This window comes from Duganella phyllosphaerae, assembly GCF_001758785.1.
Lineage (GTDB): Bacteria > Pseudomonadota > Gammaproteobacteria > Burkholderiales > Burkholderiaceae_D > Rugamonas > Rugamonas phyllosphaerae.
Genome location: NZ_LROM01000082.1, coordinates 25,724 through 51,542, shown reverse-complemented (window position 1 = coordinate 51,542; position 25,819 = coordinate 25,724). Strand labels below are relative to the sequence as shown.

Sequence of the window (25,819 nt, the reverse complement as noted above, 5' to 3'; positions counted from 1 at the left end):
GCAGGCATGTTTAACCTTTTTGCCACGCTTGAACGTCGTGGTCCGCGCACTGCGCTGTTTTGCCGGTCAGGCATTACAATATCGGCTTCCCTGCCACCCACGAGATCACTGAATATGGCCGTCAATTCCCCCCTGCCTGTCGCCGCCGACCTGAAACCTGTTGCCGGTATCGAGATCGGCTTTGCCCAAGCCGGCATCAAGAAACCCAACCGCAAGGACGTGCTGGTGATGAAGCTGGCGCCCACCGCGACTGTTGCCGGCGTGTTCACCCTCAACCGCTTCTGCGCCGCGCCGGTGCAGATCGCCAAGGCGCACCTGGCCGCCGCCAAGGAAACCGGCAAGCCGGTGGTCGCACTACTGGTCAACACCGGCAACGCCAACGCCGGTACCGGCGAACTGGGCCTGTCGCTGGCCAACGAAACCTGCGCCGCCCTGGCCAGCCAGCTCGGCTGCGAACCGTCGCAGATCCTGCCGTTCTCCACCGGCGTGATCCTGGAACCGCTGCCGGCGGCCAAGGTGATTGCCGGCCTGCCGCAAGCGGTAGCCGGCCTGCAAGCCGATAACTGGTTCAACGCGGCCGAAGCCATCATGACCACCGACACCCAGCCCAAGGCCGGCTCGCGCACGGTCACCATCGGCGGCCACACGGTGACCATGAGCGGCATCTCCAAGGGCGCCGGCATGATCAAGCCCAACATGGCGACCATGCTCGGCTACCTGGCGCTGGACGCCAAGGTGGCGCAACCGGTGCTCGACGTGCTGGTCAAGCAGGTGGCCGACCAGACCTTCAACTGCATCACCATCGACGGCGACACCTCGACCAACGATTCCTTCATGCTGATCGCCACCGGCGCCGGCAGCCTGGAGATCACCTCGGTCGAGTCGCCCGAATACCGCGAACTGGCCGCCGCCGTTACCGAACTGTCGCTGTTCCTGGCGCAAGCGATCGTGCGCGACGGCGAGGGCGCCACCAAGTTCATCACCATTACCGTGGAAGACGCCGCCAGCGTGGCCGAAGCGCGCAAGATCGCCTATTCGATCGGCCACTCGCCGCTGGTCAAGACCGCGTTCTTCGCGTCCGATCCGAACCTGGGCCGTATCCTGGCCGCGATCGGCTATGCCGGCGTCGACGACCTTGATGTCAGCAAGCTCAACCTGTACCTCGACGACGTCTGGGTGGCCAAGAACGGCGGCCGCAATCCCGACTACCAGGAAGCCGATGGCCAGCGCGTGATGCAGCAAAGCGAGATCCTGGTGCGCGTCAAGCTCGCCCGCGGCGACCAGGCTGCCACCGTGTACACCTGCGACCTGTCGCACGACTACGTGAGCATCAACGCCGACTACCGTTCGTGATGCCAGCGATGACCACGCTGGAACAATTTCTGGCCAGGGCCGAGGCGGTGCTGGCGCGGGTGGAGGCGGTGCTGCCGCCTGCGCCGCCGGCGCCGGACTGGGCCAACGGCTACGCCTTCCGCTGGCGCAAGCGCAGCGGCGGTGGCTTCGGTGGCGCCAGCTACCTGCAGGCAGTGGCGCACGTGTCCGATATCGCGCTCGATGATTTGCAGCACATCGGCCCGCAAAAGCAGCAGATCGAACAGAACACGCGCCAGTTCGTTGCCGGCCGCCCGGCCAACAACGTGCTGCTCACCGGCGCCCGTGGCACCGGCAAGTCGTCGCTGATCAAGGCCTGCCTGAACCAGTTCGCCCGGGATGGCCTGCGCCTGATCGAGGTGGACAAGGCCGACCTGGCCGAGCTGCCCGACATCGTCGACCAGGTAGCCGGCCGGCCCGAGCGCTTCATCATCTTCTGCGACGACCTGTCGTTCGAAGAGGGCGAAAGCGGCTACAAGGCGCTGAAGGTGGCGCTCGACGGCAGCATCTCGGCCCAGTCCGATAACGTGCTGATCTACGCCACGTCCAACCGCCGCCACCTGCTGCCCGAGCGCATGTCCGACAACATGAGCTACCAGCACGGCGACGACGGCGACCTGCACCCGGGCGAGACGGTCGAAGAAAAGATTTCGCTGTCCGAACGTTTCGGCCTGTGGCTGACGTTCTACCCGTTCAAGCAGGACGACTACCTGGAAATCGTCAACCACTGGCTGGCGTCGCTCGGGTGCAGCGCGCAGCAGATAACCGATGCGCGCGGCGACGCCTTGCGCTGGGCCTTGCAGCGCGGCTCGCGCTCGGGCCGGGTGGCGTGGCAGTTCGCCAAGGATTACGCGGGACGGCTGGCATGAGCGATGTGAACAACAAGCCGATCGACGTCGCGGTCGGCATCCTGATGCAGCCGAACGGCGACGTCCTGCTGGGCCAGCGACCGGCCGGCAAGCCGTACGACGGTTACTGGGAATTCCCGGGCGGGAAGGTCGATCCCGGCGAAACCATACTCGAAGCGCTGAAACGCGAGTTCGTCGAGGAGCTGGGCCTGACGATCAACAGCGCCGAAGAGTGGTGCGGCGTCGAGCACGTGTATCCGCACGCGCACGTGCGGCTGCACTTCTTCATCAGCCGCGACTGGCACGGCGAGCCGCAAAGCCTGGAAGGGCAAGCGTTCGCGTGGCAGGGTACGGTGGGCGTGGAGCCGCTGCTGCCGGCCACGATCCCGCTGATCGAGTGGCTCGACCAGCTGCGGTTCGGTCGCTAAACTCAGTCAATAAATTCGCTCGCTGAAAAAATATTTGCAAGCCACTGCATCCAAACGCTGTGCTGGCGGGTAGTACAGGTATCGGCGCAATGCTCACAACGCAGCGCCGCTACTTACAACTACTTCAGGAGTCCGCCATGCAAAAACTTTCCATCGCCACCGCCGTTGCTGCTGCCGTCATGCTCTCCGCTTGCGCCAGCACGCCCAGCTTCAATCAACAAGCGTTGCCAGCGACCGTGCAGGTACCGGCCGGCCACAAGGTTGCCATGGAAACCGTGGGCGCCGGCGACATCACCTATGAATGCAAGCTCAAGAAGGACAGCGCCGACCAGTTCGAATGGACCTTCATCGGCCCGGATGCCCAGCTCACCGACCGTGGCGGCATGAACGTCGGCAAATACTTCGGCCCACCGGCCACCTGGCAGAGCAACGACGGCTCCAAAGTCACCGCCACCCAGCTGGCGGTGGCACCGGCCGGCGCCGGCAATATCCCGTCGCAACTGGTCAAGGCCAACCCGGCCATGGGCAACGGCGCCATGACGGGCGTGACCTATATCCAGCGCGTGGCCACCAAGGGGGGCGTGGCCCCGGCCGGCATGTGCGGCGCGGCCAATGCCGGCGCCAAACAGACGGTCAAGTACCAGGCCGACTACATCTTCTGGAAAGCCGCCTGATCGTCATGCAGGGATGCAAGCGGACGCGCCGCGCTCGGCTATAATCAGCCGCAGCAGCGCTCCGCCCACCCCACGACAGAAATGCCGATGCCACCAACCGCCGACGGATTCGACTACGACGCTGCGCTGCACGCCTGTGCACTGGGCGACCAGCAGGCGCTGCAACGCCTGTACCAGCAGGACAGCCGCCACTTGCTGGGCGTGGCGCTGCGCATCGTGCGCCGGCGCGACCTGGCCGAAGACGTGTTGCACGACGCCTTTGTCAGCATCTGGCAAAAGGCGGCCAGCTTCGACGCCGGCCGTGGTGCGGGGCGGGGCTGGATCTTCAGCGTGGTGCGACACCAGGCGCTCAATGCGCTGCGCTCGCGCGAGCGCGACGTCTATACCGGCGACAACGACGCACTCGACGCCTTGCAGCAGGCTCAGGATGGGCAGGACGGCCAGGGCGCGCATGGCAACCCCGTATCCGAACAGTTCGAGCTGCAAGCGAACATGGGACGCCTGAACGACTGCCTCGGCAACCTCGACAGCGCCAAGCGCAACAGCATCGTCTGCGCCTATGTCGATGGGTGCAGCCACAGTGAAATCGCGGCGCGGCTCAATGCGCCGCTCGGCACGGTCAAAGCCTGGCTCAAGCGCGGCCTGGCCGCTTTGCGGGAGTGCATGGGATGACGCAATCTATCGAACAACAGCAGGAGGAAATGCGCGAGCTGGCCGGCGAGTACGTGCTGGGCACCTTGGCGCTGGCCGCGCGCCAGGACGTCGAACGCCGCCTGGCGGTCGAGCCGCTGCTGCGCGCCGAAGTCGCCGCGTGGGAACAGCGCCTGCTGCCGCTGACCGCGCTGGCAGAGCCGGCCGAGCCGTCGCCGGGCCTGTGGCCCAAGATTAGCAACAGCCTCAGCAGCAGCTTGGCCGGTAGCAGTGCCGCCAGCCGCGCTGCCAACCTGGCCACCAACCTCGCCGGCAATCTGACCCCGCAAGCGGTCACGGCTGCCGGTGGCTGGCGCCGCTGGTGGGACGACTTGCGCCTGTGGCGCGCGCTGAGCGGCGGCGCCGTGTTTGCCACGCTGGTGCTGGCCGTGCTGCTCACGCGCCAGCCGGCAACGGAAGCGCTGCAACCGGCCTACATGGTGGTGCTGGTGGCGCCGCAGGAGCGCACGGCCGGCTACGTGGTGCAGGCCAGCCTGAACCGCAAACTGACCCTGACGCCGCTGCAAGGCGTGGCCGTACCGGGCAACAAGGCGCTGCAATTCTGGACCAAGGGGACGGACTGGCAGGCGCCGGTATCGCTGGGGCTGGTACAACCGAATCAGTCGGTCAAGCTGACCCTGGACCAGCTGCCGCAAGTGCAGCAGGACCAGTTATTTGAAATTACGCTGGAACCGCAAGCCGGTTCGCCGACCGGCAAACCGACCGGGCCGGTGCTCTACATCGGCAAGGCGGTCAGGGTAGCGATGTAACGGCAAGCCGCCAGGAGCGGCTGGCCTGGCAGTCGCTCTTACTCTTCTTCGTGCGGGTCTTTGGGCGGCGCGGCGGGGATTGCGTACTTTTCCTCGGCCCAGGCGCCGAGGTCGATCTGTTTGCAGCGTTCCGAGCAAAACGGGCGATACTTGTTTTCAGGCTTCCATTCCACTTTGGCGGAACAGGTGGGGCACGACACTACGGTAACCATAATATTTGATCAGAAGTTGCAGAGGGTAAGCTCGAATGGTACCTGATCTTCCAGCGGCTTGGGTTTCAGGTCGCCGCCCTGGGTTGTGAACCGTACCCACAACATGTACTTGTTGGCCGAGATTTCGGGGATGGCGCCCGAGGTTTCGTCGAGCGTCAGGCGCAGCATCTGGTACACCTTGCCTTGCAACATTTGCTGGTAGCTGCCGGCCACCGCAATCATTTTTACCGGCGCTCCCGAGTCGCGCAGCAGGCGCAGCACCAGGCCCAGCGCGTCGAACAGCGGCACCAGCGGCGTAAACCAGGTGACGATGTCGTTGTAGCGCTGGTCTGCCGGCCGCTGTTGCCAGGCATAGTACGACGGCATGTCGAAATCGCAGGCGCCGCCGGGAATGATGGTGCGGCCGCGGATGCTCATCAGCCACTCGTTATCGCGCACGTTCTGGCCGGTCTTGCCCTGGGCGGCCACCAGCGCGCTGCTGACGGAATCGACTTCGGCCAGGATGGCGTCGAGCATCTCGGGCTGGACGTTGGGATTGAGGCGGTAGCCGAGCAGGGTCTGGCGCTGGCGTTCGAGCTCTTGCAGCAGGTCGGATTTGAGGTCGGCGCGGCCGGCCACTTCGAGCATGTCGAAAATGGTGGACAGGGCGACATGGTGTTGCATCGGGTCGGGCTGATGCGCAAAGAACTGGAATTTCTCGTACAGATCCTCCAAGCGCAACAAGGTGCGGATGCGTTCGTTGAAAGGATATTCGTAGACGATCAAAATAACATCCCTCTATAGGTGGACCTGCAAACAATGCACGTGATTTTGAAGCAAGCCAAGCAAAATTACAAACATTGAGAGGGCATAGTGCGCGATCCGGTCGAAATTAATCGCGCATTTTCAGATATTGGGCGTGCAGGCGGTCGATTTGCGGCGCCAGCGCGTCCAGGCCGTCGTTATTGTCGATTACATCGTCCGCTGCCGCCAGCCGTTCGGCGCGGCTGGCCTGGGCCGCCATGATGGCGCGCACCTGCGCTTCGGTGAGATTGTTGCGGGCCATCACGCGGGCAATCTGCACCTCTTCGCGACAGTCTACCGCGAGTACGCGCGACACCCTGTCACGCCAGGTGCCCGACTCCACCAGCAGCGGCACCGCATACATGACGTAGTCGCCGGTCGCGGCTTCGGCAGCGGCCAGCGCGCCGGCGCGGATGCGCGGGTGCAGGATCGCTTCGAGCGCGGCTTTCGCTTTGCCATCGGAGAACACCAGCGCGCGCATGCGGGCGCGGTCGAGCGCGCCGCTGGCGTCGGCAAATTGTGCACCGAACGCATCGACGATGGCTGGCATGGCTGCGCCGCCAGGCGCGGTGAGGCTGTGGGCGATGACGTCGGTGTCGACGATGCTGGCGCCGCGCGCGGCAAACAGGTCGGCCACCGTGCTCTTGCCGCTGCCGATGCCGCCGGTCAGGCCGATCGCAAACGGGACCGTCATCGCAGCACCGGATAGAAAATCGCGCTGACCTCGGCCAGCGGCGCGCGGTACAGGAAGCAGATCAGGCCGGAAGCGGCCAGGTAGGGGCCGAACGGGATCTGGTAGTCGAGCCCGCGCCGGTTGAGCACCATCAGCGCGATGCCCACGACCGAGCCCACCAGCGAGGCCATCAGCACGATGGCCGGCAACATGGTCCAGCCGAGCCAGGCGCCGAGGGCGGCCAGCAGCTTGAAGTCGCCGTAACCCATGCCCTCGCGCTTGCGCAGCAATTTATAGGCCCAGTAAATCGACCACAGCACCAGGTAGCCGGCCGCTGCGCCGATCACCGCGCTCTCGAGCGGGACATAGGTGGTGTTGAGATTGAGCAGCAAACCGGCCCACAGCAGCGGATAGGTGAGGTCGTCGGGCAGCAGCTGGGTGTCGAAGTCGATGAAGGTAAGCGCGACCAGCATGTACAGCAGCAGCAAGCCGCCCAGCCCTTGCCAGCCACTGCCGAACTGCCACACCACCAGCGCCGACAGCGCGGCGGTCAGCAATTCCACCAGCGGGTAGCGCGGTGAGATCGGCGCCTTGCACTGGCTGCACTTGCCGCGCAGCGCCAGCCAGCTGAGCACCGGGATGTTTTCCAGCGCCGTGATCTGGTGGCCGCAATGGGGACAGGCCGAGCGCGGCGCTACCAGGCTGTACTGGGTGGTGTGGCGCGGCGGCTTGCCGGCTTCCACATCGCAATAATTGTCCGACTCGCGCTGCATCATCTGCGGCAGGCGGTGAATCACGACGTTGAGGAAACTGCCGATCAGCAGGCCGAACAGCCCCGCGATCAGGCTGATGGCGAGTTCGCCGGCGGGTGCGAACAGCAGGGACGATTGCATAGTTTGAGTGGTTTGGTGAGTCGCAGTGCATATTAAAGCATGGGGACCATGCGGTCAGTCAAATTTGCCCTGTATTGGGGCAATTTCTCCCCCGTACGAGATATGGGCGTAACCAAAAGTTAATGGCAAGGTGACGGAACTGACCTGCTGGAGTTTCGATTGCCGACTTTTTTACCCCCCTGGTTGTGGCTGACCGGTGGCCTGTTGCTGGGACTGTCCCTGTGCCTGGTGCTGGGTTTGCTGTGCCACGACCGCTGGTGCCAAGCCATGTGCCGCCGCCGTGCGTTATTGGCCCAGCTGGCGCAACTGGCCGAGCGCGAGCGCCTGGCCAGCGACGTCCACGATGCGCTGCTGCAAGGCATGCAAGGCATCCTGCTCAGCTTTCAAAGCGTCGGCCAGCGTTTTCCAGCCGGCAGCGCCGAGCGCGCGGCCATCGAGCACCTGCTCGACCAGGGCGACGCCGCCCTGGCCGACGGCCGCCAGCGCCTGCTGGCCTTGCGTTCCGCTACGAAAAAAACAGACTAACTTGCTTACACCACCGAGCCCAGCTTGAAGATCGGCAAGTACATGGCAATCACCAGCCCGCCGATCAGCACGCCCAGGATGACCATGATCGCCGGCTCCATCAGGCTCGACAGCGAGGCCACGGCCTCGTCCACTTCTTCCTCGTAAAAGTCGGCCACCTTGCCCAGCATGGCGTCGAGCGCGCCCGATTCCTCGCCGATCGACACCATCTGCGTGACCATGTTCGGGAACACGTCGGCGTTCTGCATCGCGGCCGTGAGGCTGGTTCCCGTGCTCACCTCGTTCTGGATGCGGCGGGTGGCGTCGGCATACACGGCGTTGCCGGCCGCGCCACCGACCGAATCGAGCGACTCGACCAGCGGCACGCCGGCGGCAAACATGGTGGACAGGGTGCGGGTCCAGCGGGCGATGGTGGCCTTGCGCACCACGTCGCCAAACACCGGTACCTTGAGGATCAGCCGATCCATGGTGCGCTGCATCTTGACCGAGCGTTTCCAGGTGCGGAAGAACAACCAGATGCCCAGTCCAAGACTACCAAAAATCACATACCACCAGTTAACGAAGAACGCCGAGAGCGCCATCACGAACAGCGTGGGGGTGGGCAGGTTGGCGCCGAAACTGGCAAACACTTCCTTGAAAGCGGGCACCACCCAGATCATGATCACGGCCGTGACGATGAAGGCTACCGCCAGGATCGAGATCGGGTACATCAGCGCCGACCGGATCTTGGCCTTCATGGCCAGCGTCTTTTCCTTGTAGATGGCCAGCCGGGTGAGCAGGTCTTCCAGGATGCCGGCCTGTTCGCCGGCGGCGACCAGGTTGCAGAACAGGGCGTCGAAGTACAGCGGGAACTTGCGGAACGCCTGGTTGAGGCTGGTGCCGGTTTCGATATCGGCACGCAAGTCCATCACCAGTTTCGACACCGACGGATTGGAATGGCCCTTGCCCACGATGTCGAACGCCTGCAGCAAGGGCACGCCGGCCTTCATCATGGTCGCGAGCTGGCGGGTGAACAGCGAGATGTCCTTTTCCTTGACGCGCTTGCCGCTGCGGTAAGTCTTCTTGCGCACCTTGGTGACCATGATGCCCTGGCGCCGCAAGGTGACGTTGACTACCGCCTCGCCGCCGGCGCGCAACTCGCCGCGCACGGTTTTGCCGCTCTTGTCCTTGCCTTCCCACGCGAAGATGGTTTCCTTGACCTGGTTGCCGGGGTTTGCCATGGGTCGCGGTCCTATTCGTTGGTGCAGCCGAGTACTTCTTCGAGACTGGTCATGCCCTGCCGCACCTTGAGCAAGCCCGACTGCCGCAGCGATTTCACGCCCTCCGATTGGGTCTGGGCAGCGATCTGCATGGCGTTGCCGTGGGCCAGGATCAGCGCCTCGATGGCTGGCGTGATCGGCATGATCTGGTAGATGCCCACGCGGCCCTTGTAGCCGCCGCCGTTGCAGCGCTCGCAGCCGACCGGGCCGTATGGTTTCCAGCTGCCATCGAGATCCTCGTGCCGGAAGCCGGCCTTGAGCAACAGGTCAGCCGAGATGTCTACCGGCTGCTTGCAACTGCACAGCCGCCGCGCCAGGCGCTGGGCCGTGATCAAGGTCACCGACGAGGCGATGTTGAATGGCGCCACGCCCATGTTCATCAGGCGCGTGAGGGTCGATGGCGCATCGTTGGTGTGCAGCGTGGAAAACACCAGGTGGCCGGTTTGCGCGGCTTTGACGGCGATGTCGGCCGTTTCCAGGTCGCGGATCTCGCCGACCATGATGATGTCCGGGTCCTGGCGCAGGAAAGACTTCAACGCTACCGGAAAGGTCAGTCCGGCCTTGTCGTTGACGTTGACCTGGTTGACGCCCGGCAGGTTGATCTCGGCCGGGTCTTCGGCGGTGGAGATATTGATGCCGGGCTTGTTGATCACGTTCAGGCAGGTGTACAGCGACACCGTCTTGCCCGAACCGGTGGGCCCGGTGACCAGCACCATGCCGTAGGGGCGATGGATGGCGTCCATCAACAGCGCTTTCTGTTCGGGCTCGTAACCGAGCGCGTCGATGCCCAGCTGCGCCTGGCTGCCGTCCAGGATGCGCATCACGGTCTTTTCGCCGAACAGCGTGGGTAGCGTCGAGACGCGCAGGTCGATGGTGCGGGTGGGCGAGGCCACCAGGCGCATGCGGCCGTCCTGCGGCACCCGCTTTTCGGAAATATCGAGCTTGGCCAGCACCTTGATGCGCGAGACCAGCTTGTCCTTGATCGACACCGGCGGCTGGGCGTGTTCGATCAGCACGCCATCGACGCGAAAGCGCACGCGGTAGAATTTTTCGAACGGCTCGAAGTGCAGGTCGGACGCCCCCATGGTCACGGCGTCGAGCAGCATCTTGTTGAGGAACCGTACCACCGGCGCATCTTCCACTTCGTTGGCGGCGGCGGTGTCGGCCGCGCTGGCCGGCGCTTCCTCTTCTTCGGCGAACTGGAACTCGGTTTCCGGGCCGGCCAGGTCGGCGATGCTCTGCTCGGCGCTGCGGCCAAAACGCGCCAGCAGCTGCAGCAAGGCGTCATGCGGCACGATCACCGGCTCCACCGTCGATTCAGTCTGGAACTTGACCTGGTCGAGCGCCTGGGTGTTGGTGGGGTCGGAAATGGCGACGGCCATCTTGTTGCCGCGCTTGGCCAATGCCACCACGCGCTGGCCCTGCATCAGCTTGGCGTCAATGGCCTTGGCCGGCAGCGCTTCCATGTCGAGCATCGAGACGTCGAGCAAGGGGTAGGCGAAGGTCTCGGCGCAAAAGGTGGCCAGCGCGCGCGCATCGATGGCGCCGCTGGCGAGCAGCACGTCGATGAACGGCTGCTTTTCGTGGTGAGCTTTCTTGTGCAGCGCCTCGGCCTGCGGCGGCGACAGGCGGCCGGCCTGCATCAGGGCGCGCGCCAGGCCCGGCATCGGAACGGTATTCGGTAAGACTGCGGCCATGGCTGCTTCCAACGGATGGTGGAGGGCGAACCAGTTGCCCTTCTGAATCATGCCCTCAGGCACATCCTTTGTAAAGCGTGCAGACCGCTGGTCGAGCCGATTGTACCTCTGCTGTTGCGCGCAGCCACCGGCGCACGATTCAATGGCCGCGTTTGCCGTCCGAAGTGTGCAAGGTACGTAATAATTTGATCACCTTGATGGCTTGATCACAATTGTCGGCACTGCCCCCGAAGTCAGGTTTTGCGCAGCAGCAGGGTGTGGGCGGTGATCGGGGCGCCGTTTTCCTGGCGGGCGGCCAAGTTGCCGGTGGCCAGGACGGTGAAGCCGGTGGCGGCTGCCAGCCGGTGCAGGTAGGGCAGGGTGTGGGCGTAGCGGTTGGACGGTTGCAAAACGTAGTCGGCGCCGTTTTCCACCCCGGCTTCGACCGAGAAGCAGAAGCGGCCGTCCGCGCGCAAGGCCTGGTGTACGGCTTCGAAGACGGGCGCCAGGTCGCCGATGTAGACGAATACGTCGGCAGCCACAGCCAGGTCCCATGCCTGGTCGCGGCCAGCCAGATACGTCACCAGGTCGCAGCAGGCGAGCTCGCCGTACAGCGCGCGTTCGGCCGCCTTGTCCAGCATGTGCTGCGACAGGTCCACGCCGTCGAGTCGGCGTGCGTACGCGTGCAGGTAAGGGCCGCACAGGCCGGTGCCGCAGCCCAGGTCGACGATGTCGAGGTCATCATGGTGACCATTGCCGCGTATCAGTTCGTCGAGCGCGGCCGGGGTGCGGTAGCCGAGCACTTCGGTCAGGTGCTGGTCGAAGTGGTTGGCGTACTGGTCGAACAGCGTGCGCACATACTCGCCCGGCAGCGTGGCCGGGGTCTCGCCCGCACCCACCGAGGCCAGCGCAAAGGCGATGGTTTGCGGATCGTCGCCGTGGGCCAGCGCGGCGCGGTAGGCGGCAACCGCCTGCTCGATCCTGCCCAGCGAGCGCAAGGTGTTGCCGCGATGGTAGTGCGCCAGCGCGTGGCCCGGTTTCAGTGCCAGGGCGTGGTCGTAGGCGGCCAGCGCGGCGCCGAAGTCGCCCAGCCGCTGCAGGCTGGCGCCCAGCGCGCTGTGCGCTTCGACCCACGCGGGACGCAGCGCGATGGCGCGCTCGAAACTGTCGATCGCTTCTGTGAGCGCGCGCAAGCCGTGCAGCGCATTGCCGCGTGCGAACCAGGCGTCGGCGTAGCGCTCGCGCAGGTCGAGCGCATCCTCGGACGCGCCCAGCGCCTCGGCGTAGCGGCCCATTTCCTGCAGCACGATGGCGCGGTTGCAATGCGCTTCCGGGTAGTTGGGCTGCAGCGTCAAAGCGCGCTGGTAGCTGTGCAGCGCCTCGCCATGGCGCTGCAGCTGGCGCAGCGCGTTGCCGCGATTGCTCCAGGCCATGGCGTAGTCGGCTTGCAGCGCGATGGCGCGCTCGTGGCTGTCGAGCGCGTCCTGCACGCGGCCGGCGTCCATCAGCGCCACGCCCAGGTTGGCGTGGGCCCTGGCTTGCCCGCCATCGACCGCGATCGCCCGCGAGATCAGGTCGATGGCGGCGACTGCGTCACCTTGCTGGCGTGCGATCACGCCCAGCAGGTGCAGTGCGTCGAACTGTTGCGGCTCGAGCGCCAGTACCTGCCGGTACAGCGCCTGCGCGGGCGCCAGTTGGCCTTGCTGTTGCAGTTGCACGGCCTGGCGCAGCAGGGAGGCGATCAACGCCGGGTGGGATGTGGTCATGGTGCCCGCATCTTAGCTTAGCTACCCCGGTAAGTGGAATACGCCCACGGCGACACCACCAGCGGCACATGGTAGTTCTGCCCGGCGTCGGCCACGCCGAAGGCGATGGTTACTTCATCGACGAAACGCGGCTCGGGCACTTGCACGCCCTGCTCGGCGAAATAGTCGCCGGCGGCGAACACCAGTTCGTACTTGCCCGCCTTGAGCTGCTCGCCCGCCAGCAGCGGCGCGGCGCAGCGGCCGTCGGCGTTGGTGACGTCGGTGGTGAGCAGGGTGCGGCCCTCCGCGTTGACCGCGTACAGCGCCAGCTTGACGCCGGCGCCGGGCTTGCCCTGGGTGATATCGAGTACGTGCGTGCTGAGTTTGCCCATGGCGGTGGTGTCCTGTATCGGTCTATATCGGTGAATGACAAGCGGCTATCGTGTAAATCATATACCGGCGCACGCCGACGCCTATATGATTAAGGATATATTCCCCAATATTTTCCTCAACACACCGGCCCGCGTCTTTGAGACCTGAATGAGCACCCGCATGAGCACATACGACAACTACCCGCGCGACCTGGTCGGCTACGGCCGCACCCCGCCCCACGCCCGCTGGCCCGGCGGCGCGCGGGTGGCGCTGCAATTCGTGCTCAATTACGAGGAGGGCGGCGAGAACAGCGTGCTGCACGGCGACGCCGGTTCCGAGACCTTCCTGTCCGAGATCATCGGCGCGGCGTCCTTCCCAGACCGCCACATGAGCATGGAGTCGCTGTACGAATACGGTTCGCGCGCGGGCCTGTGGCGCGTGCTGCGCCTGTTCGAAGACCGCCAGCTGCCGCTCACCGTGTTCGGCGTGGCGATGGCGCTCAAGCGCCACCCGGAGGCCGTCGCCGCCTTCCAGTCGCTCGGCCACGAGATCGCCTGCCACGGCCTGCGCTGGATCAGCTACCAGAATATGGACGAAGCCACCGAGCGCGCTCACATGAAAGAAGCCGTGGACATCATCCGCGAACTCACCGGCAGCGCGCCGCAGGGCTGGTACACAGGGCGCGACTCGCCCAATACGCGCCGGCTGGTGATGGAACACGGCGGCTTTGCCTACGACGCCGACCATTACGGCGACGACCTGCCGTTCTGGCAGCAGGTGGCTTACACGGGCGCAGACGGCCAGCCCGCCACGGCGCCGCAGCTGATCGTGCCGTACACGCTCGACACCAACGACATGCGCTTTGCCGCCGCCCAGGGTTTTAATTCGGGCACGCAGTTCTTCGACTATCTGAAGGACGCTTTTGATGTGCTGTACGCCGAAGGCGACCCGGCCGGGTTGAACGCGCCCAAGATGCTGTCGGTCGGCCTGCACTGCCGCATCGTCGGCCGGCCTGCACGGCTGGCTGCGCTGGCGCGCTTCCTCGACTATGTGCAGTCGCACGAGCAGGTATGGATCACGCGCCGCATCGATATCGCCGACCACTGGCGCACCACCCATCCATTTTCTGCGTGAGGCCCTGATGTCCGAACCGATCCGCTTTTACTTCCGTGGCGCCGTGCAGGAATTTACGGGTGGCGCGCCCACCCGCACCGTGCTCCAGCACCTGCGCGAAGACCTGCACTGCACCGGCACCAAGGAAGGCTGCGCCGAAGGCGATTGCGGCGCCTGCACCGTGGTTGTCGGCAGCCTCAATCCGGCCGGCCAGCTCGAGATGAAGGCGGTCAATTCCTGCATCCAGTTCGCGCCTACGCTCGACGGCAAGGCGCTGTTTACCGTGGAAGACTTGCAGCAGCCGGACGGCGCGCTGCACCCGGTACAGCAGGCCATGGTGGAGTGCCACGGCTCCCAGTGCGGCTTCTGTACCCCCGGTTTCGTCATGTCCTTGTGGGGCATGTACCTCGATAAAGAAGGCCAGCCCGCGCAGCGCCGCGAGATTGACGACTGCCTGTCCGGCAACCTGTGCCGCTGCACCGGCTACCGCCCCATCATCGACGCCGCCCATCGCATGACCGCACTGCCGGCCGTCGCGTTCGACCGCGCCGCGCTGACCGCCCAGCTGCAAGCGTTGCAGCGCGAGGCGGGCAGCAGCTACACCGCCCATGGCCGCACCTTTTACGCGCCGCGCACCATCGAAGAACTGGTGGCCCTGCGCGCCGCCCACCCGCAAGCGACCCTGCTGGCCGGCTCCACCGACATCGGCCTGTGGGTGACCAAGCAGCTGCGCGAACTGGGCGACATCATCTACCTGGGCCACGTGACCGCGCTGCAAACTGTGGTGGAGCAGGGCGACATGCTGGAAATCGGCGCCGGGGTGTCGCTGGAAGACGCCTACAACGCATTGTGCCAACTGTATCCGAGCCAGCTGGGAGAACTGCGCCAGCGCTTCGCATCGCTGCCGATCCGCAATGCCGGCACCCTGGGCGGCAACGTCGCCAACGGCTCGCCGATCGGCGACTCGATGCCCTGGCTGATCGCGGTGGGCAGCGAGGTGGTGCTGCAAGGCGCCAATGGTCAGCGCGTGCTGCCGCTCGAAGCGTTCTACCTCGACTACCAGAAAAAGGATTTGCAGCCTGACGAAATCGTCGCTGCCGTGCGGGTGCCGCTGCCGCGCGAGAACGTCCAGTTCCGCACCTATAAACTGGCCAAGCGCTTCGACCAGGATATTTCGGCCGTGTGCGCGGCATTCGCGTTTACGCTCGATGGTGACCATATCGTCGACGCCCGCATCGCCTATGGCGGCATGGCCGCCACGCCGCGCCGCGCGCCACGGGCAGAGAGTTCGCTGACCGGTTTGCGCTGGAACGAAGCCAACTTGCGCGTGGCGATGGATATGCTGACGCAGGACTTCGCGCCGCTGTCCGACATGCGTGCATCAGGCACCTATCGCATGCAGACCGCGCAAAACCTGCTGCGCCGGTTCTGGTTCGAAACCCGGCTCGAGGCGCCCCTGGCCAATGAAGAAGTCAATGCCTTTGCCTTTAAAAACGCGAGGGAGTCCGCATGAACCAGCCCACTGCCCCGAACAGCGTGCGTGACGCCGCCAGCTGGCAAGCCGTCGGCATCGCGCGCCAGCACGAATCGGCCGAGCTGCACGTGCTGGGCCAAGCCACCTACACCGACGACATCCCGGAACTGCAAGGCACCTTGCATGCGGCGCTGGGCTTGTCGGCCAAGGCGCACGCCAACATCAAGCGCATCGACCTGGCGCCCGTGCGCGCCTCGAACGGCGTGGTGGCGGTGTACACGGCCGCCGACATCGTCGGCACCAACGACTGCGGCCCGATCATCCACGACGACCCGATCCTGTCCGCCGGCGAAGTGCTGTACGTGGGCCAGCCGATCTTCATCGTGGTGGCCGACACCCACGACAACGCCCGCCGCGCCGCGCGCCGCGCCGTGATCGATTACGAGGAACTGCCGACCATTCTCACCCCGCAGGAGGCGAAAGCAGCGCAATCGTACGTACTGCCGCCGATGCAACTGAAACGCGGCGATTTCCAGACCGCGTTCGACCTGGCGCCGCGCGTGGTCAAAGGCAAGCTGTTCGTCGGTGGCCAGGAGCAGTTTTACCTGGAAGGCCAGATCGCCTACGCTATCCCCAAGGAAGACCAGGGCATGCTGGTGCAATGCTCGACCCAGCATCCGAGCGAAATGCAGCACGTGGTGGCCCACGCGCTGGGCGTGCACTCGCACAAGGTGCAAGTGGAGTGCCGGCGCATGGGCGGTGGTTTCGGCGGCAAGGAGTCGCAGTCGGCGCTGTGGGCGGCTGCCGCCGGCATCGCAGCAGCCCGGCTGAAACGCCCGGTCAAACTGCGCGCCGACCGCGACGACGACATGCTGGTCACCGGCAAGCGCCACTGCTTCTATTACGAGTACGAAGTCGGTTACGACGACAATGGCAAGATCCTCGCCGCCAAGGTGGACATGACGCTGCGCGCCGGCTACTCGGCCGACTTGTCCGGCCCCGTGGCCACGCGCGCGGTCTGCCACTTCGACAACACCTATTATTTGTCGGACGTGGAAATCCTGGCCGGCTGCGGCAAGACCAACACTCAATCGAATACCGCGTTCCGCGGCTTTGGCGGCCCGCAAGGCGCGATTGCGATCGAATACATCATCGACGATATCGCCCGCAACCTCGGCCGCGATGCGCTCGATATCCGCCGGGTCAATTTCTATGGCACTACATCCCGCAATATCACGCCGTATGGCCAGGAGATCGTCGACAACGTGATCGGGGCGTTGACCGCCGACCTGGAACGCAGCAGCGAATACCGCACCCGCCGCGCGGCCATCGATGCCTTCAATCAAACCAGCCCGGTGCTGAAAAAAGGCCTGGCGCTCACCCCTGTAAAATTCGGTATCGCCTTCAACGTCACCCACCTGAACCAGGCCGGCGCGCTGGTGCACGTGTACGTCGATGGCTCGGTGCTGGTCAACCACGGCGGCACCGAGATGGGGCAGGGCATCAACACCAAGGTGATGCAGGTGGTGGCGCACGAACTGGGCGTGTCGATGGAAAACCTGCGCGTGACTGCCACCGATACCAGCAAGGTATCGAATACGTCGGCCACCGCCGCCTCCACCGGCGCGGACCTGAATGGCAAGGCGGCGCAAGACGCCGCGCGCCAGATCCGCGAGCGTCTCACCGCCCATGCCATCAAACTGTACGGCGCCGACGACGGCCAGCCGGTGCGCTTCCAGGACAACGCGGTGCACGTCAACGGTCACGTGGTGCCGTTCCCGGAACTGGTGCAAAAAGCTTACCTGGCGCGCGTGCAGCTATGGTCCGACGGCTTCTACGCCACGCCTGGCCTGCACTGGGATCCGAAAACCATGAGCGGCCACCCGTTCTCGTACTATGCCTATGGCGCGGCCGTCTCCGAGGTGGTGGTCGATACGCTGACCGGCGAATGGAAGCTGCTGCGCGCCGATGCCCTGTACGACGCCGGCCGCTCGCTCAACCCGGCTATCGATATCGGCCAGGTGGAGGGCGCTTTTATCCAGGGCATGGGCTGGCTCACCACCGAGCAGTTGTGGTGGAACGGCGCCGGCAAGCTGATGACGCATGCGCCATCGACATACAAGATCCCCGGCATCTCGGACTGCCCGGAAGACTTGCGCGTCACGTTGTACCGGAACGACAACGTCGAAGACAGCATCCACCGGTCCAAGGCCGTGGGCGAGCCGCCGTTGCTGCTGCCGTTCTCGGTGTTCTTTGCGATTCGCGATGCGATATCGAGCGTGGGCGGCCACCGGGTCAACCCGCCGCTCAACGCGCCGGCCACCAGCGAGGAAATCCTGCGCGCGGTGTCCATCGTCGAGCTCGGTGTCTGAAATGAATGCGTGGCTGACCAATGTGGCGCAACCGGCGGTGCTGGTGACGGTGGCCATCGTCGAGGGTTCCGGCCCACGCGAAACCGGCGCCAGGATGCTGGTCACGCGCACCGGCCAGTTCGACACCATCGGCGGCGGCCACCTGGAGCTGTGCGCGGTGGACCTGGCGCGCGCCATGCTCGACGACCCCACCGCTGCTACCAGCCGGCTGGAGCGTTATGCCCTGGGCCCCACGCTCGGCCAGTGCTGCGGCGGCGTGGTGCACCTGGCGTTCGAGGTGGTCGATGAAGCACTGCGCGCGGTGCTGGCCGCCTTGCGCTTACGTACGCGTGAAGATACCTGGCGCGTGAGCGCCATCGACGGCCCGCCGGCAGCACTGCTGCTCGATGCCGACGGGATGACCATTGCCGGGCAGGGCGCCGTACCGGCCTTGGCCGCAGGCACCCTGATCGGCATGAGCGACGCCAAGCCAGGCGCACGTATACCTGGCGCGGTCATGGCCGGCGGCGCCGACACTTCCGCAACTTGCAGCACATCCAACGTGTTCCGCGACCCCGCCGGCCGCCGCTGGCTGCTCGACGCCTGCCCGGCTCCGCGCGCCCACCTGCTGCTGTTCGGCGCCGGCCACGTGGGCGCGGCCATCGTTCGCACACTGGGCGACTTGCCGTGCACCGTCACCTGGATCGACGAACGCGAAGACATGTTCCCCGCCACCGTGCCGGCCAACGTCACCGTGGAAGCGACCGACACGCCCGAAGCGCTGGTGGCGTGCGCACCGGATGGCGCCAGCTACCTGGTGCTCACCCACAGCCACGCGCTCGACCAGCGCCTGTCGCAGGCCATCCTGGCCCGTCCGCACGTGGGCTGGTTCGGCCTGATCGGATCCGACACGAAACGGGTACAATTCGAACGGCGCCTGGCCGCGCGCGGCATCGCGCAGGACCGTATCGGCGCCATGGTCTGCCCGATCGGGCTGCCCGGCATTACCAGCAAGCTCCCCGCCGCTATCGCCGCCTCCGTGTGCGCGCAATTGCTGATGGTCTGGGAGCAGCACCAACAACACCAGCAGCAGCATCAACATCGCAGCGCCGTTACCACCTGATTTCAGAAAGCCCCCTATGTCCACCACCGACCTGCAAGCCTATCGAGGCAGCTTGCTGCACTTTCTCGCCGATCCGGCCTTCAGCGACAACGCGCACGCCTGGCATGAAGACGGGCTGCTGATCGTCGCGGACGGCAAGGTGCGGGCGGCCGGCGACTACGCCACCTTGCACGCCACGCTGCCTGCTGGAACCATGGTGCACGATTACAGCGGCAAGCTGCTCATGCCCGGCTTTATCGACACCCACATCCACTACCCGCAAACCGATATCATCGCCTCGCCATCGGCAGGACTGCTGCCGTGGCTGGAGACCTATACGTTCCCGGCCGAGCGCAGTTTCGAGCACCCCGAACACGCGGCTGGCGTAGCCGAGTTCTTCCTCGACGAACTGCTGCGCTGCGGCACCACCACCGCCATGGTGTACTGCACCGTGCACCCGCAATCGGTGGACGCGTTCTTCACCGCCAGCGAAGCGCGCGGCCTGCGCATGGTGGCCGGCAAGGTGCTGATGGACCGCAATTGCCCGGAGTTTTTGCGCGACACGGCCGAAAGCGGCGCGCGCGATACCGAAGCCCTGATCAACCGATGGCACAACCACGGCCGCTCGCAGTACGCGATCACGCCGCGCTTTGCACCCACGTCCACCCCCGAGCAGCTGCACCTGGCCGGCGAGCTGGCGCGCGCGTACCCGGACACCTATATCCAGACCCACGTGTCGGAAAATGAAGCTGAATGCGCGTGGGTGCGCGAACTGTTCCCGCAGTCGCGCAGCTATATCGACGTGTATGACAGCTACGGCATGCTGCGTCCGCGCGCCATGTACGGCCACTGCATCTGGCTCGACGACGCCGATCGCCGGCGCATGGCGGAAACCGGCGCCGCAGCGGCGATCTGCCCGACGTCCAACCTGTTCCTGGGCAGCGGCCTGTTCGACTTCGAGCGCGCCGACCAGGCGGGTATGCTGGTCGCGCTGGCGACCGACGTGGGCGGCGGCACCTCGTTCTCGATGTTGCAAACCATGAATGAAGCCTATAAAGTAGCGCGCTTGAAGGGCAGCCATTTGCCGGCCTTGCGAATGTTTTACCTGGCCACGCTGGGCGCGGCGCGCGCCATGCAGCTCGAGGGCACGATCGGCAATTTCGCCCCGGGCGCGGAGGCCGATTTCATCGTCGTCGATCCACAGGCCACGCCGCTGTTGCAGCGCCGCTCGCGCAGCGTCGCCAGCCTGGAAGAGCAGCTGTTTGCGCTGGCGCTGCTGGGCGACGACCGGGCGATTGCCGCCACCTATTCGGGCGGTCGCCAGGTCCACGTCCGCACTTAATATCACCTCACATCGGGAAGAACCATGCATAAACACTTCGTCAGCTTCAACGCCCTGGCCATTCCACTGGCGGCAGCCATGTTGTGCGCAGCACCGTTAGCAGCGCAGGCCGCGACCAATGAAGCGGTCACCAGCAACGTGTTCGCGTCCATGGTGGCCGGCAAGGAGCCCAGGCTGGCCGAGTTGACCATGTTCTTCACGCTGATGCCCAAGGGCGGCGACCTGCACCACCATTACTCGGGCGCGCTGTACGCCGAGCAGTACCTGCGCTGGGTGGACAAGCAGGGCTTCTGCATCAACAAGGCCGGCTACACCATCAACGTCGACCAGGCAGTGGCCAAGGCAGAACGCGCCCGGCCGCTGGCGGAACGCGCCTGCCTGTCGGGTGAAGACACCATGCTGGACAACACTTTCCTGTCCAACCTGCTGCAGCGCTGGTCCGACAAGGACTACCACAACCACGGCGCCATCCAGAACCCGCCCGACCGCCAGTTCTTCGACACCTTCGCCTATTTCAATTCGGTAGCCTCCACCAATACCGCCGAGGGCCTGCAGACGCTCAAGCGCCGCGCCATCGACGAAAACCTCAGCTACATCGAGACCATCTTCGAGATCGCGCCGATCGCCCAGGATGCCGGTTTCGACGACAAGGCCCGCGCCGGCACCGTCACCGACGCCGACCTGGCCGCGTACATGACCAAGCTCGAAGGCGACCAGGCCTTCAACGGCTGGATCGCCGCCTACCTCGACAACGTGAAAAAATCGGGCGCCGGCATCGACGACGAGAACTTCACGCTGCGCTACCAGCCGTTTGCGCTGCGCTTCCTCACGCCGTCGCAGGTTTTTTCACAAATGGTATCGAGCTTCAAGCTGGCCACGGCCAGTCCGATGATCGTCGGCGTCAACATCGTCGGCCAGGAAAGCACCCACGTGTCGATGCGCGACTATGCGCTGCACATGAAAATGTACGGCTTCCTGAAAGCCAGGTACCCATCCGTGAAACTGGCGCTGCACGCCGGTGAGCTGTCGCTGGGCATGGTGGAACCGGAAGGTTTGAAATTCCACATCAAGGATGCGCTCGACGTAGCGGGCGCCAGCCGCATCGGCCATGGCATGGACATCGCCCACGAGCACGATCCGCTCGGCATCATGAAAAAAATGCGTGATCGGAATATTCCGGTCGAGGTCAATTTGAGCAGTAACGACTTTATTTTGGGCATCAAGGACCAGGAACACCCGGTCACGCTGTTCCGCAAATACGGCGTGCCGTTCGTGCTCAGCACCGACGACGCTGGCGTGTCGCGCAACAACCTGTCCGGTGAGTACGTGCTGTTCGCGTCGCGTTACCAGCCGACGTACGGCGAAGTGAAGAAGCTGTCGTACGACAGCATCCGTTATTCCTTCCTGGCTGACGCAGATAAACAACGGTTGTTGAAAGCTTTAGACGGCAAGTTCGACAAATTTGAAGCCGATATTGCGAAGGCACAACCAAAGCAAAAACGCTGAGTACGCTTTAAGACCGCCGGGTGTGTGGCGCAACGTCCACATCCGCGGCCACTTTGTCGCAAATATTTTCTCCCGCACGACAGCGTCCGCCTGTTGTCGCCCCTACCTCTATTTCCTCCAACTGGACAGTTGTTTTTTGCCAAGTGTGGCCGGCAAGCTACAGAATTCGGCGTAGCAAGCGTGGCTTGATGCTTGTTTGGCAATGAATGGATTTCACGTGGTAATCGCTGACTTATAATTTCGCCTGTTTTTGACGGGGCAGTCCCGGCAGCCAGAATTGCAGCGATTTTTTTCGCGCATTTATAGTTTTTCGATCTGAATAATTAAAGTAAAACGTATTTGTCAGCGATTTTTGGTTAATGCATAGTCGGATTTAATGAGGCAAAAAGGCAAGTTTTTTCCTTGCCTGGAGCTTATCCCCGTCACAGCCCTGACATATTTCACCGCTACACTCACCCGCTGCACGTTTGTGCCGGGAGACTTGGACGGTCTGACCAGTTGCAGCAAACGTAAGAGGGAGATTCCTGCCACCAGCGGGTTTCGACAATAACTATTAGTCTTTTTTGGGGTTATACAATGATCAATCACAAACGGCTCAAGCTGACGCAAATCGCGTTCAGCCTGTCTATCGCGCTTGCGACAGTCCCGGCCATGGCTCAGAACACGACGTCGGCAATCGGCGGTCGTATCCAGGCTGCCGACGGCAAGCCGGCGGCAGGTGCCGTGGTGTCTATCGCCCACACCGAATCCGGTTCCGTTACCAACGTGGTGACCGATGCGGAAGGCCGTTATGTTCAGCGCGGCCTGCGTACCGGTGGTCCGTACACGATTACCATCACCAAAGACGGCGTCTCGGAAAAGCGTGAGAACGTCTTCATCCAGCTGGCCGAAACTGCCAACGTGGACGCCACCCTCGGCGCCGCCATGCAGACCGTGACCATTGCCGGCGCTGCCGGCCGCTCGGACAAGTTCTCGCGTACCGCGATGGGCGCCGGCACCAGCATCTCCGCCACCGACCTGGCCGTGCAGGGTTCGATCAACCGTAACCTGCAAGACTATGCCCGCGCTGACCCACGCGTGTCGCAGACCGACAAGGAACGCGGCGAAATGTCCGTGGCCGGCCAGAATTCGCGCTACAACTCGTTGACCATCGACGGCGTGTCGGTCAACGACACCTTCGGCCTGGAAGCGAGCGGTTCGCCTACGGCAAAGCAGCCGATCTCGATCGACGCCATTCAGTCGGTACAGATCAACGTCGCCAACTACGACGTGACGCAGAAGGGCTACACCGGCGGTAACATCAATGCGGTTACCAAGTCCGGTACCAACACCGTCAAGGGCAGCGTTTACTACGTCTTCCGTAACGACAAGCTCGCCGGCGACCGTTACAACGCCACCAACGACACCTACAATCCACCGGCCAAGTTCAAGGAAACCACCAAGGGTGGCACCATCGGCCTGCCGCTGATCCAGGACAAGCTGTTCCTGTTCGCGAACTGGGAAAAGCTGGAATCGACCCGCGCCGCGCCATCGTTCGGCCCACTGGGTAGTTCGCTGACCAACGTCGGCATCACCCCGTCGGCGATCGCGTCGGCCCAGGCAATCGCCCAGAGCGCCTACGGCATGGACATCGGCAATTCGAACGTGCCATCGGGCACCGCGCTGAACGTGACCGACAAGCTGGTCAAGGTCGACTGGAATATCAACGACAATCACCGCGCCATGTTCCGCTGGTCGAAGACCGACCAGACTGAACCATTCTTTACCGGCATCTCGAGCACCGGCCTGTCGTTCAACTCCGAGTGGTACGAACAGGCCAAGACCATCGAGACCAAGGTGGCACAGTTGCTGTCGGACTGGACCCCAACCTTCTCGACCGAGCTGAAATTCTCGGTCCGTGACTACGACTCGGCGCCGAAGCTGAACGCGCAACTGCCATTGGTCGGCTTGCGTTTCTCTGGCGCGCTGCCGGCCGGCACCCCATCGTCCGTTTCGTCGGCTGACCGCTTCCTGAACTTCGGCACCGACAACAGCCGTCAACGTAACGTGCTGGGCACCAAGACCGACGACGTTTACGCTGGCGCCAACTGGACGCTGGGCGACCACGAAGTCAAGTTCGGCGGCGACTACAGCAAGAACAAGATCTACAACGCGTTCCTGCAAAACGTCTGGGGTAACTACACCTTCGCCTGCTCGAACAACATTTCGTACGAATTCCTGGGCAACCAGCAGATCACCAACTGCGCCACCGCCACCAACGCCCAGGTAGAGGCAGCTGTGCTGGAGAACTTCCGCCGCGGCCGTCCAAGCTCGTACCAGGTGCAGGTCGCCAATCCGGGCCTGACCCTGGACGACGCCGTCTCGCAGTTCACCATGAAGAATACCGGGATATTCCTGCAGGACGTCTGGACTGTCAACTCGCAACTGACCGTGAGCTACGGTCTGCGCATGGACAGCGCCAAGGTTGGTGGCCGTCCTCTGCGTAACGCCACCGTGGCAACGGCTGCGGTACCGGGCACCTCGAACGCCAGCGCCAGCAGCATCGTGCGTGCCAGCGGTGGTTTCGGCCTGGACAATACCAACACCTTCGACGGCCAAGATCTGGTGCAGCCACGCGTTGGTTTCAACTTCACGCCTGACACCGCACGCCGCACCCAGGTGCGCGGCGGCGCCGGCCTGTTCCAGGGTTCGGCCCTGTCGGTATGGCTGTCGAACCCGTTCTCGAACACCGGCGTGCAAACCCGTACGGTCGGTTGCGGCATTGCTGGTTATGCAGCTTGCCCAGCCAGCGGCGGCCTTTTCAGTCCAGACATCAACAATCAGGTCACCAGCTTCACCGGCTCGACGCCAGCGGCCAATGTCGACGTGCTGGCCAATGGCCTGAAACAGCCATCGGTATGGAAATCGAACATCGCGGTTGAACACGAGCTGCCATGGTACAACTTGGTGCTGGGCGTGGAATACCTGAACACCCGCGTCAAGGATGCGATCTACTACCAGAACGCCAACCTGGGTGTAGCAACCCGTATCGGCCCTGACGGCCGTCCGTTGTACTACAACGACAAAGGCTACAACCCGGCGTGCTGGTCGGCCACTGGCGCCTCGATCACCAACGGCACCACCTGCACGGGCTTCAGCGCCAAGGCAGCGAGCAACTCCGCGTTCAACAACGTACTGGTCGCCACCAAGACCGACAAGGGCGGCAGCAACGTCGCTACCGTGTCGCTGTCGCGTCCGATGATCAACGGCTGGAACTGGTCGCTGGCTTACACCTACACCGATGCCAAGGAAGTTTCGCCGCTGACGTCGTCGACCTCGTCGTCGAACTACGCCTCGCGCGCCACCTTCGATCCTAACGAGAACGTCAAGGCCAACTCGAACTACATGGTCAAGGACCGCATCAGTGCGCTGCTGAACTTCCGCAAGCGCCTGTTCGGCGCCTACAACACCACCTTCGGTATCTTCTACGAAGGCCGCACTGGCAAACCGTACAGCTGGACCGTCAACAACGACTTGAACGGTGACGGCCTGGCCGGTAACGACCAGATGTACATCCCGTCGTCGTTTGGTTCGGGTCAGGTACTGTTCTACGGCGACACAGCCGGAAGCCGCGCCAACGAGCAGAAATTCTGGGACATCGTCAACAGTAATTCCGTGCTCAAGAAAGCAGCCGGCGGCGTGGTCGGTCGTAACACCGATTTCGCCCCATGGACCAATAGCTTCGACCTGCGTATTTCGCAAGAAATCCCAGGCTTCTTCCAGGGTAACAAGGGCGTGCTGTCGATTGACCTGTTCAACGTAGGTAACCTGTTGAACAAGAAATGGGGCCGTATCAATGAAGTCGGCTTCCAGACCAATGGTGGTAACGCGCGTTCGTTCGTGGATTACATGGGTATGCAAGATGGTAAATACATGTACCGCGTACGTGATGTGGAAGCCGTTGAAATCCGCCAGGTCAAGGGCGAATCGCAATGGGCTGTTCAAGCCACTGTGAAATACGAATTCTAAGTTC

At 63.9% G+C, this 25,819-nt stretch carries 22 protein-coding genes; 14 read left to right on the top strand and 8 right to left on the bottom strand.

Going from position 1 to position 25,819, the window contains the following annotated elements; all coding sequences use genetic code 11:
• Nucleotides 1–114: 114 nt before the first annotated feature.
• The 6 genes from argJ to DUPY_RS11525 all read left to right on the top strand — a co-directional run bounded on the left by argJ (nucleotide 115) and on the right by DUPY_RS11525 (nucleotide 4,781).
• Complete coding sequence (gene argJ / locus DUPY_RS11550; RefSeq protein ID WP_070248155.1) at nucleotides 115–1,353, top strand: bifunctional glutamate N-acetyltransferase/amino-acid acetyltransferase ArgJ; 1,239 nt, start codon at nucleotides 115–117, stop codon at nucleotides 1,351–1,353.
• A gap of 8 nt (nucleotides 1,354–1,361) precedes the next feature.
• On the top strand, nucleotides 1,362–2,240 hold the full coding sequence (locus tag DUPY_RS11545) for an ATP-binding protein (RefSeq protein ID WP_070248153.1): 879 nt from the start codon (nucleotides 1,362–1,364) through the stop codon (nucleotides 2,238–2,240).
• The gene (locus tag DUPY_RS11540; protein WP_070248151.1) at nucleotides 2,237–2,647 is read left to right on the top strand and encodes an NUDIX domain-containing protein; all 411 of its coding nucleotides are present in this window, start codon (nucleotides 2,237–2,239) and stop codon (nucleotides 2,645–2,647) included. The genes DUPY_RS11545 and DUPY_RS11540 overlap by 4 nt, the downstream gene beginning before the upstream one ends.
• A 137-nt stretch (nucleotides 2,648–2,784) precedes the next feature.
• Nucleotides 2,785–3,321, top strand: coding sequence for a DUF3455 domain-containing protein (locus DUPY_RS11535; RefSeq protein ID WP_070248149.1), 537 nt, complete (start codon nucleotides 2,785–2,787; stop codon nucleotides 3,319–3,321).
• An 87-nt stretch (nucleotides 3,322–3,408) separates the two neighbouring features.
• Nucleotides 3,409–3,993, top strand: coding sequence for a sigma-70 family RNA polymerase sigma factor (locus tag DUPY_RS11530; RefSeq protein ID WP_070248360.1), 585 nt, complete (start codon nucleotides 3,409–3,411; stop codon nucleotides 3,991–3,993).
• On the top strand, nucleotides 3,990–4,781 hold the full coding sequence (locus tag DUPY_RS11525; RefSeq protein ID WP_070248147.1) for an anti-sigma factor: 792 nt from the start codon (nucleotides 3,990–3,992) through the stop codon (nucleotides 4,779–4,781). Before DUPY_RS11530 ends, DUPY_RS11525 begins: the two co-directional genes overlap by 4 nt.
• A 38-nt stretch (nucleotides 4,782–4,819) precedes the next feature.
• Here DUPY_RS11525 and DUPY_RS11520 read toward each other — a convergent pair whose 3' ends face one another.
• From DUPY_RS11520 to DUPY_RS11505, 4 genes are all read right to left on the bottom strand, one after another.
• Entirely contained in the window at nucleotides 4,820–4,993 is a 174-nt protein-coding gene (locus tag DUPY_RS11520) for a DNA gyrase inhibitor YacG (RefSeq protein WP_019921459.1), read from the bottom strand.
• A gap of 9 nt (nucleotides 4,994–5,002) precedes the next feature.
• On the bottom strand, nucleotides 5,003–5,758 hold the full coding sequence (zapD, locus tag DUPY_RS11515; protein ID WP_070248144.1) for a cell division protein ZapD: 756 nt from the start codon (nucleotides 5,756–5,758) through the stop codon (nucleotides 5,003–5,005).
• Nucleotides 5,759–5,864: 106 nt separating this feature from the next.
• A complete protein-coding gene (gene coaE, locus DUPY_RS11510) occupies nucleotides 5,865–6,470 on the bottom strand; it encodes a dephospho-CoA kinase (protein WP_070248142.1) in 606 nt (201 codons plus the stop codon).
• The gene (locus tag DUPY_RS11505; protein WP_070248140.1) at nucleotides 6,467–7,342 is read right to left on the bottom strand and encodes a prepilin peptidase; all 876 of its coding nucleotides are present in this window, start codon (nucleotides 7,340–7,342) and stop codon (nucleotides 6,467–6,469) included. Before DUPY_RS11505 ends, coaE begins: the two co-directional genes overlap by 4 nt.
• A 159-nt stretch (nucleotides 7,343–7,501) precedes the next feature.
• Here DUPY_RS11505 and DUPY_RS11500 point away from each other — a divergent pair, with 159 nt between their 5' ends.
• Nucleotides 7,502–7,867: a histidine kinase gene (locus tag DUPY_RS11500; RefSeq protein WP_141749514.1), complete on the top strand. Its 366-nt coding sequence runs from the start codon at nucleotides 7,502–7,504 to the stop codon at nucleotides 7,865–7,867.
• A 5-nt stretch (nucleotides 7,868–7,872) separates the two neighbouring features.
• Here DUPY_RS11500 and DUPY_RS11495 read toward each other — a convergent pair whose 3' ends face one another.
• The 4 genes from DUPY_RS11495 to uraH form a co-directional block, all read right to left on the bottom strand.
• Nucleotides 7,873–9,087 (bottom strand): type II secretion system F family protein, encoded by a 1,215-nt coding sequence (locus DUPY_RS11495; protein ID WP_070248136.1) that lies wholly within the window; start codon nucleotides 9,085–9,087, stop codon nucleotides 7,873–7,875.
• An 11-nt stretch (nucleotides 9,088–9,098) separates the two neighbouring features.
• Nucleotides 9,099–10,823, bottom strand: coding sequence for a type IV-A pilus assembly ATPase PilB (gene pilB / locus DUPY_RS11490; protein ID WP_070248358.1), 1,725 nt, complete (start codon nucleotides 10,821–10,823; stop codon nucleotides 9,099–9,101).
• A 233-nt stretch (nucleotides 10,824–11,056) separates the two neighbouring features.
• Nucleotides 11,057–12,568, bottom strand: a complete 1,512-nt coding sequence (locus DUPY_RS11485) for a tetratricopeptide repeat protein (RefSeq protein WP_070248134.1) — start codon at nucleotides 12,566–12,568, stop codon at nucleotides 11,057–11,059.
• Nucleotides 12,569–12,585: 17 nt separating this feature from the next.
• Entirely contained in the window at nucleotides 12,586–12,939 is a 354-nt protein-coding gene (uraH, locus tag DUPY_RS11480; RefSeq protein ID WP_070248131.1) for a hydroxyisourate hydrolase, read from the bottom strand.
• 160 nt (nucleotides 12,940–13,099) lie between these two features.
• On the opposite strand from uraH, the gene puuE reads away from it, so the two are divergent.
• The 7 genes from puuE (at nucleotide 13,100) to DUPY_RS11445 (ending at nucleotide 25,815) form a co-directional block, all read left to right on the top strand.
• Nucleotides 13,100–14,053, top strand: a complete 954-nt coding sequence (gene puuE, locus DUPY_RS11475; protein ID WP_070248355.1) for an allantoinase PuuE — start codon at nucleotides 13,100–13,102, stop codon at nucleotides 14,051–14,053.
• Nucleotides 14,054–14,060: 7 nt separating this feature from the next.
• Entirely contained in the window at nucleotides 14,061–15,545 is a 1,485-nt protein-coding gene (gene xdhA, locus DUPY_RS11470) for a xanthine dehydrogenase small subunit (RefSeq protein WP_070248129.1), read from the top strand.
• Nucleotides 15,542–17,878: a xanthine dehydrogenase molybdopterin binding subunit gene (gene xdhB / locus DUPY_RS11465; protein WP_070248127.1), complete on the top strand. Its 2,337-nt coding sequence runs from the start codon at nucleotides 15,542–15,544 to the stop codon at nucleotides 17,876–17,878. Before xdhA ends, xdhB begins: the two co-directional genes overlap by 4 nt.
• A gap of 1 nt (nucleotide 17,879) precedes the next feature.
• Nucleotides 17,880–18,980, top strand: coding sequence for a xanthine dehydrogenase accessory protein XdhC (gene xdhC / locus DUPY_RS11460; protein WP_070248125.1), 1,101 nt, complete (start codon nucleotides 17,880–17,882; stop codon nucleotides 18,978–18,980).
• 16 nt (nucleotides 18,981–18,996) lie between these two features.
• The gene (guaD, locus tag DUPY_RS11455; protein ID WP_070248123.1) at nucleotides 18,997–20,301 is read left to right on the top strand and encodes a guanine deaminase; all 1,305 of its coding nucleotides are present in this window, start codon (nucleotides 18,997–18,999) and stop codon (nucleotides 20,299–20,301) included.
• A gap of 24 nt (nucleotides 20,302–20,325) precedes the next feature.
• Nucleotides 20,326–21,807 carry an amidohydrolase family protein gene (locus DUPY_RS11450; RefSeq protein WP_070248121.1) on the top strand — a complete coding sequence of 494 codons (1,482 nt, stop codon included), beginning with the start codon at nucleotides 20,326–20,328 and terminating at the stop codon, nucleotides 21,805–21,807.
• A gap of 576 nt (nucleotides 21,808–22,383) precedes the next feature.
• Complete coding sequence (locus DUPY_RS11445) at nucleotides 22,384–25,815, top strand: TonB-dependent receptor (RefSeq protein WP_070248119.1); 3,432 nt, start codon at nucleotides 22,384–22,386, stop codon at nucleotides 25,813–25,815.
• Nucleotides 25,816–25,819 lie beyond the last annotated feature (4 nt).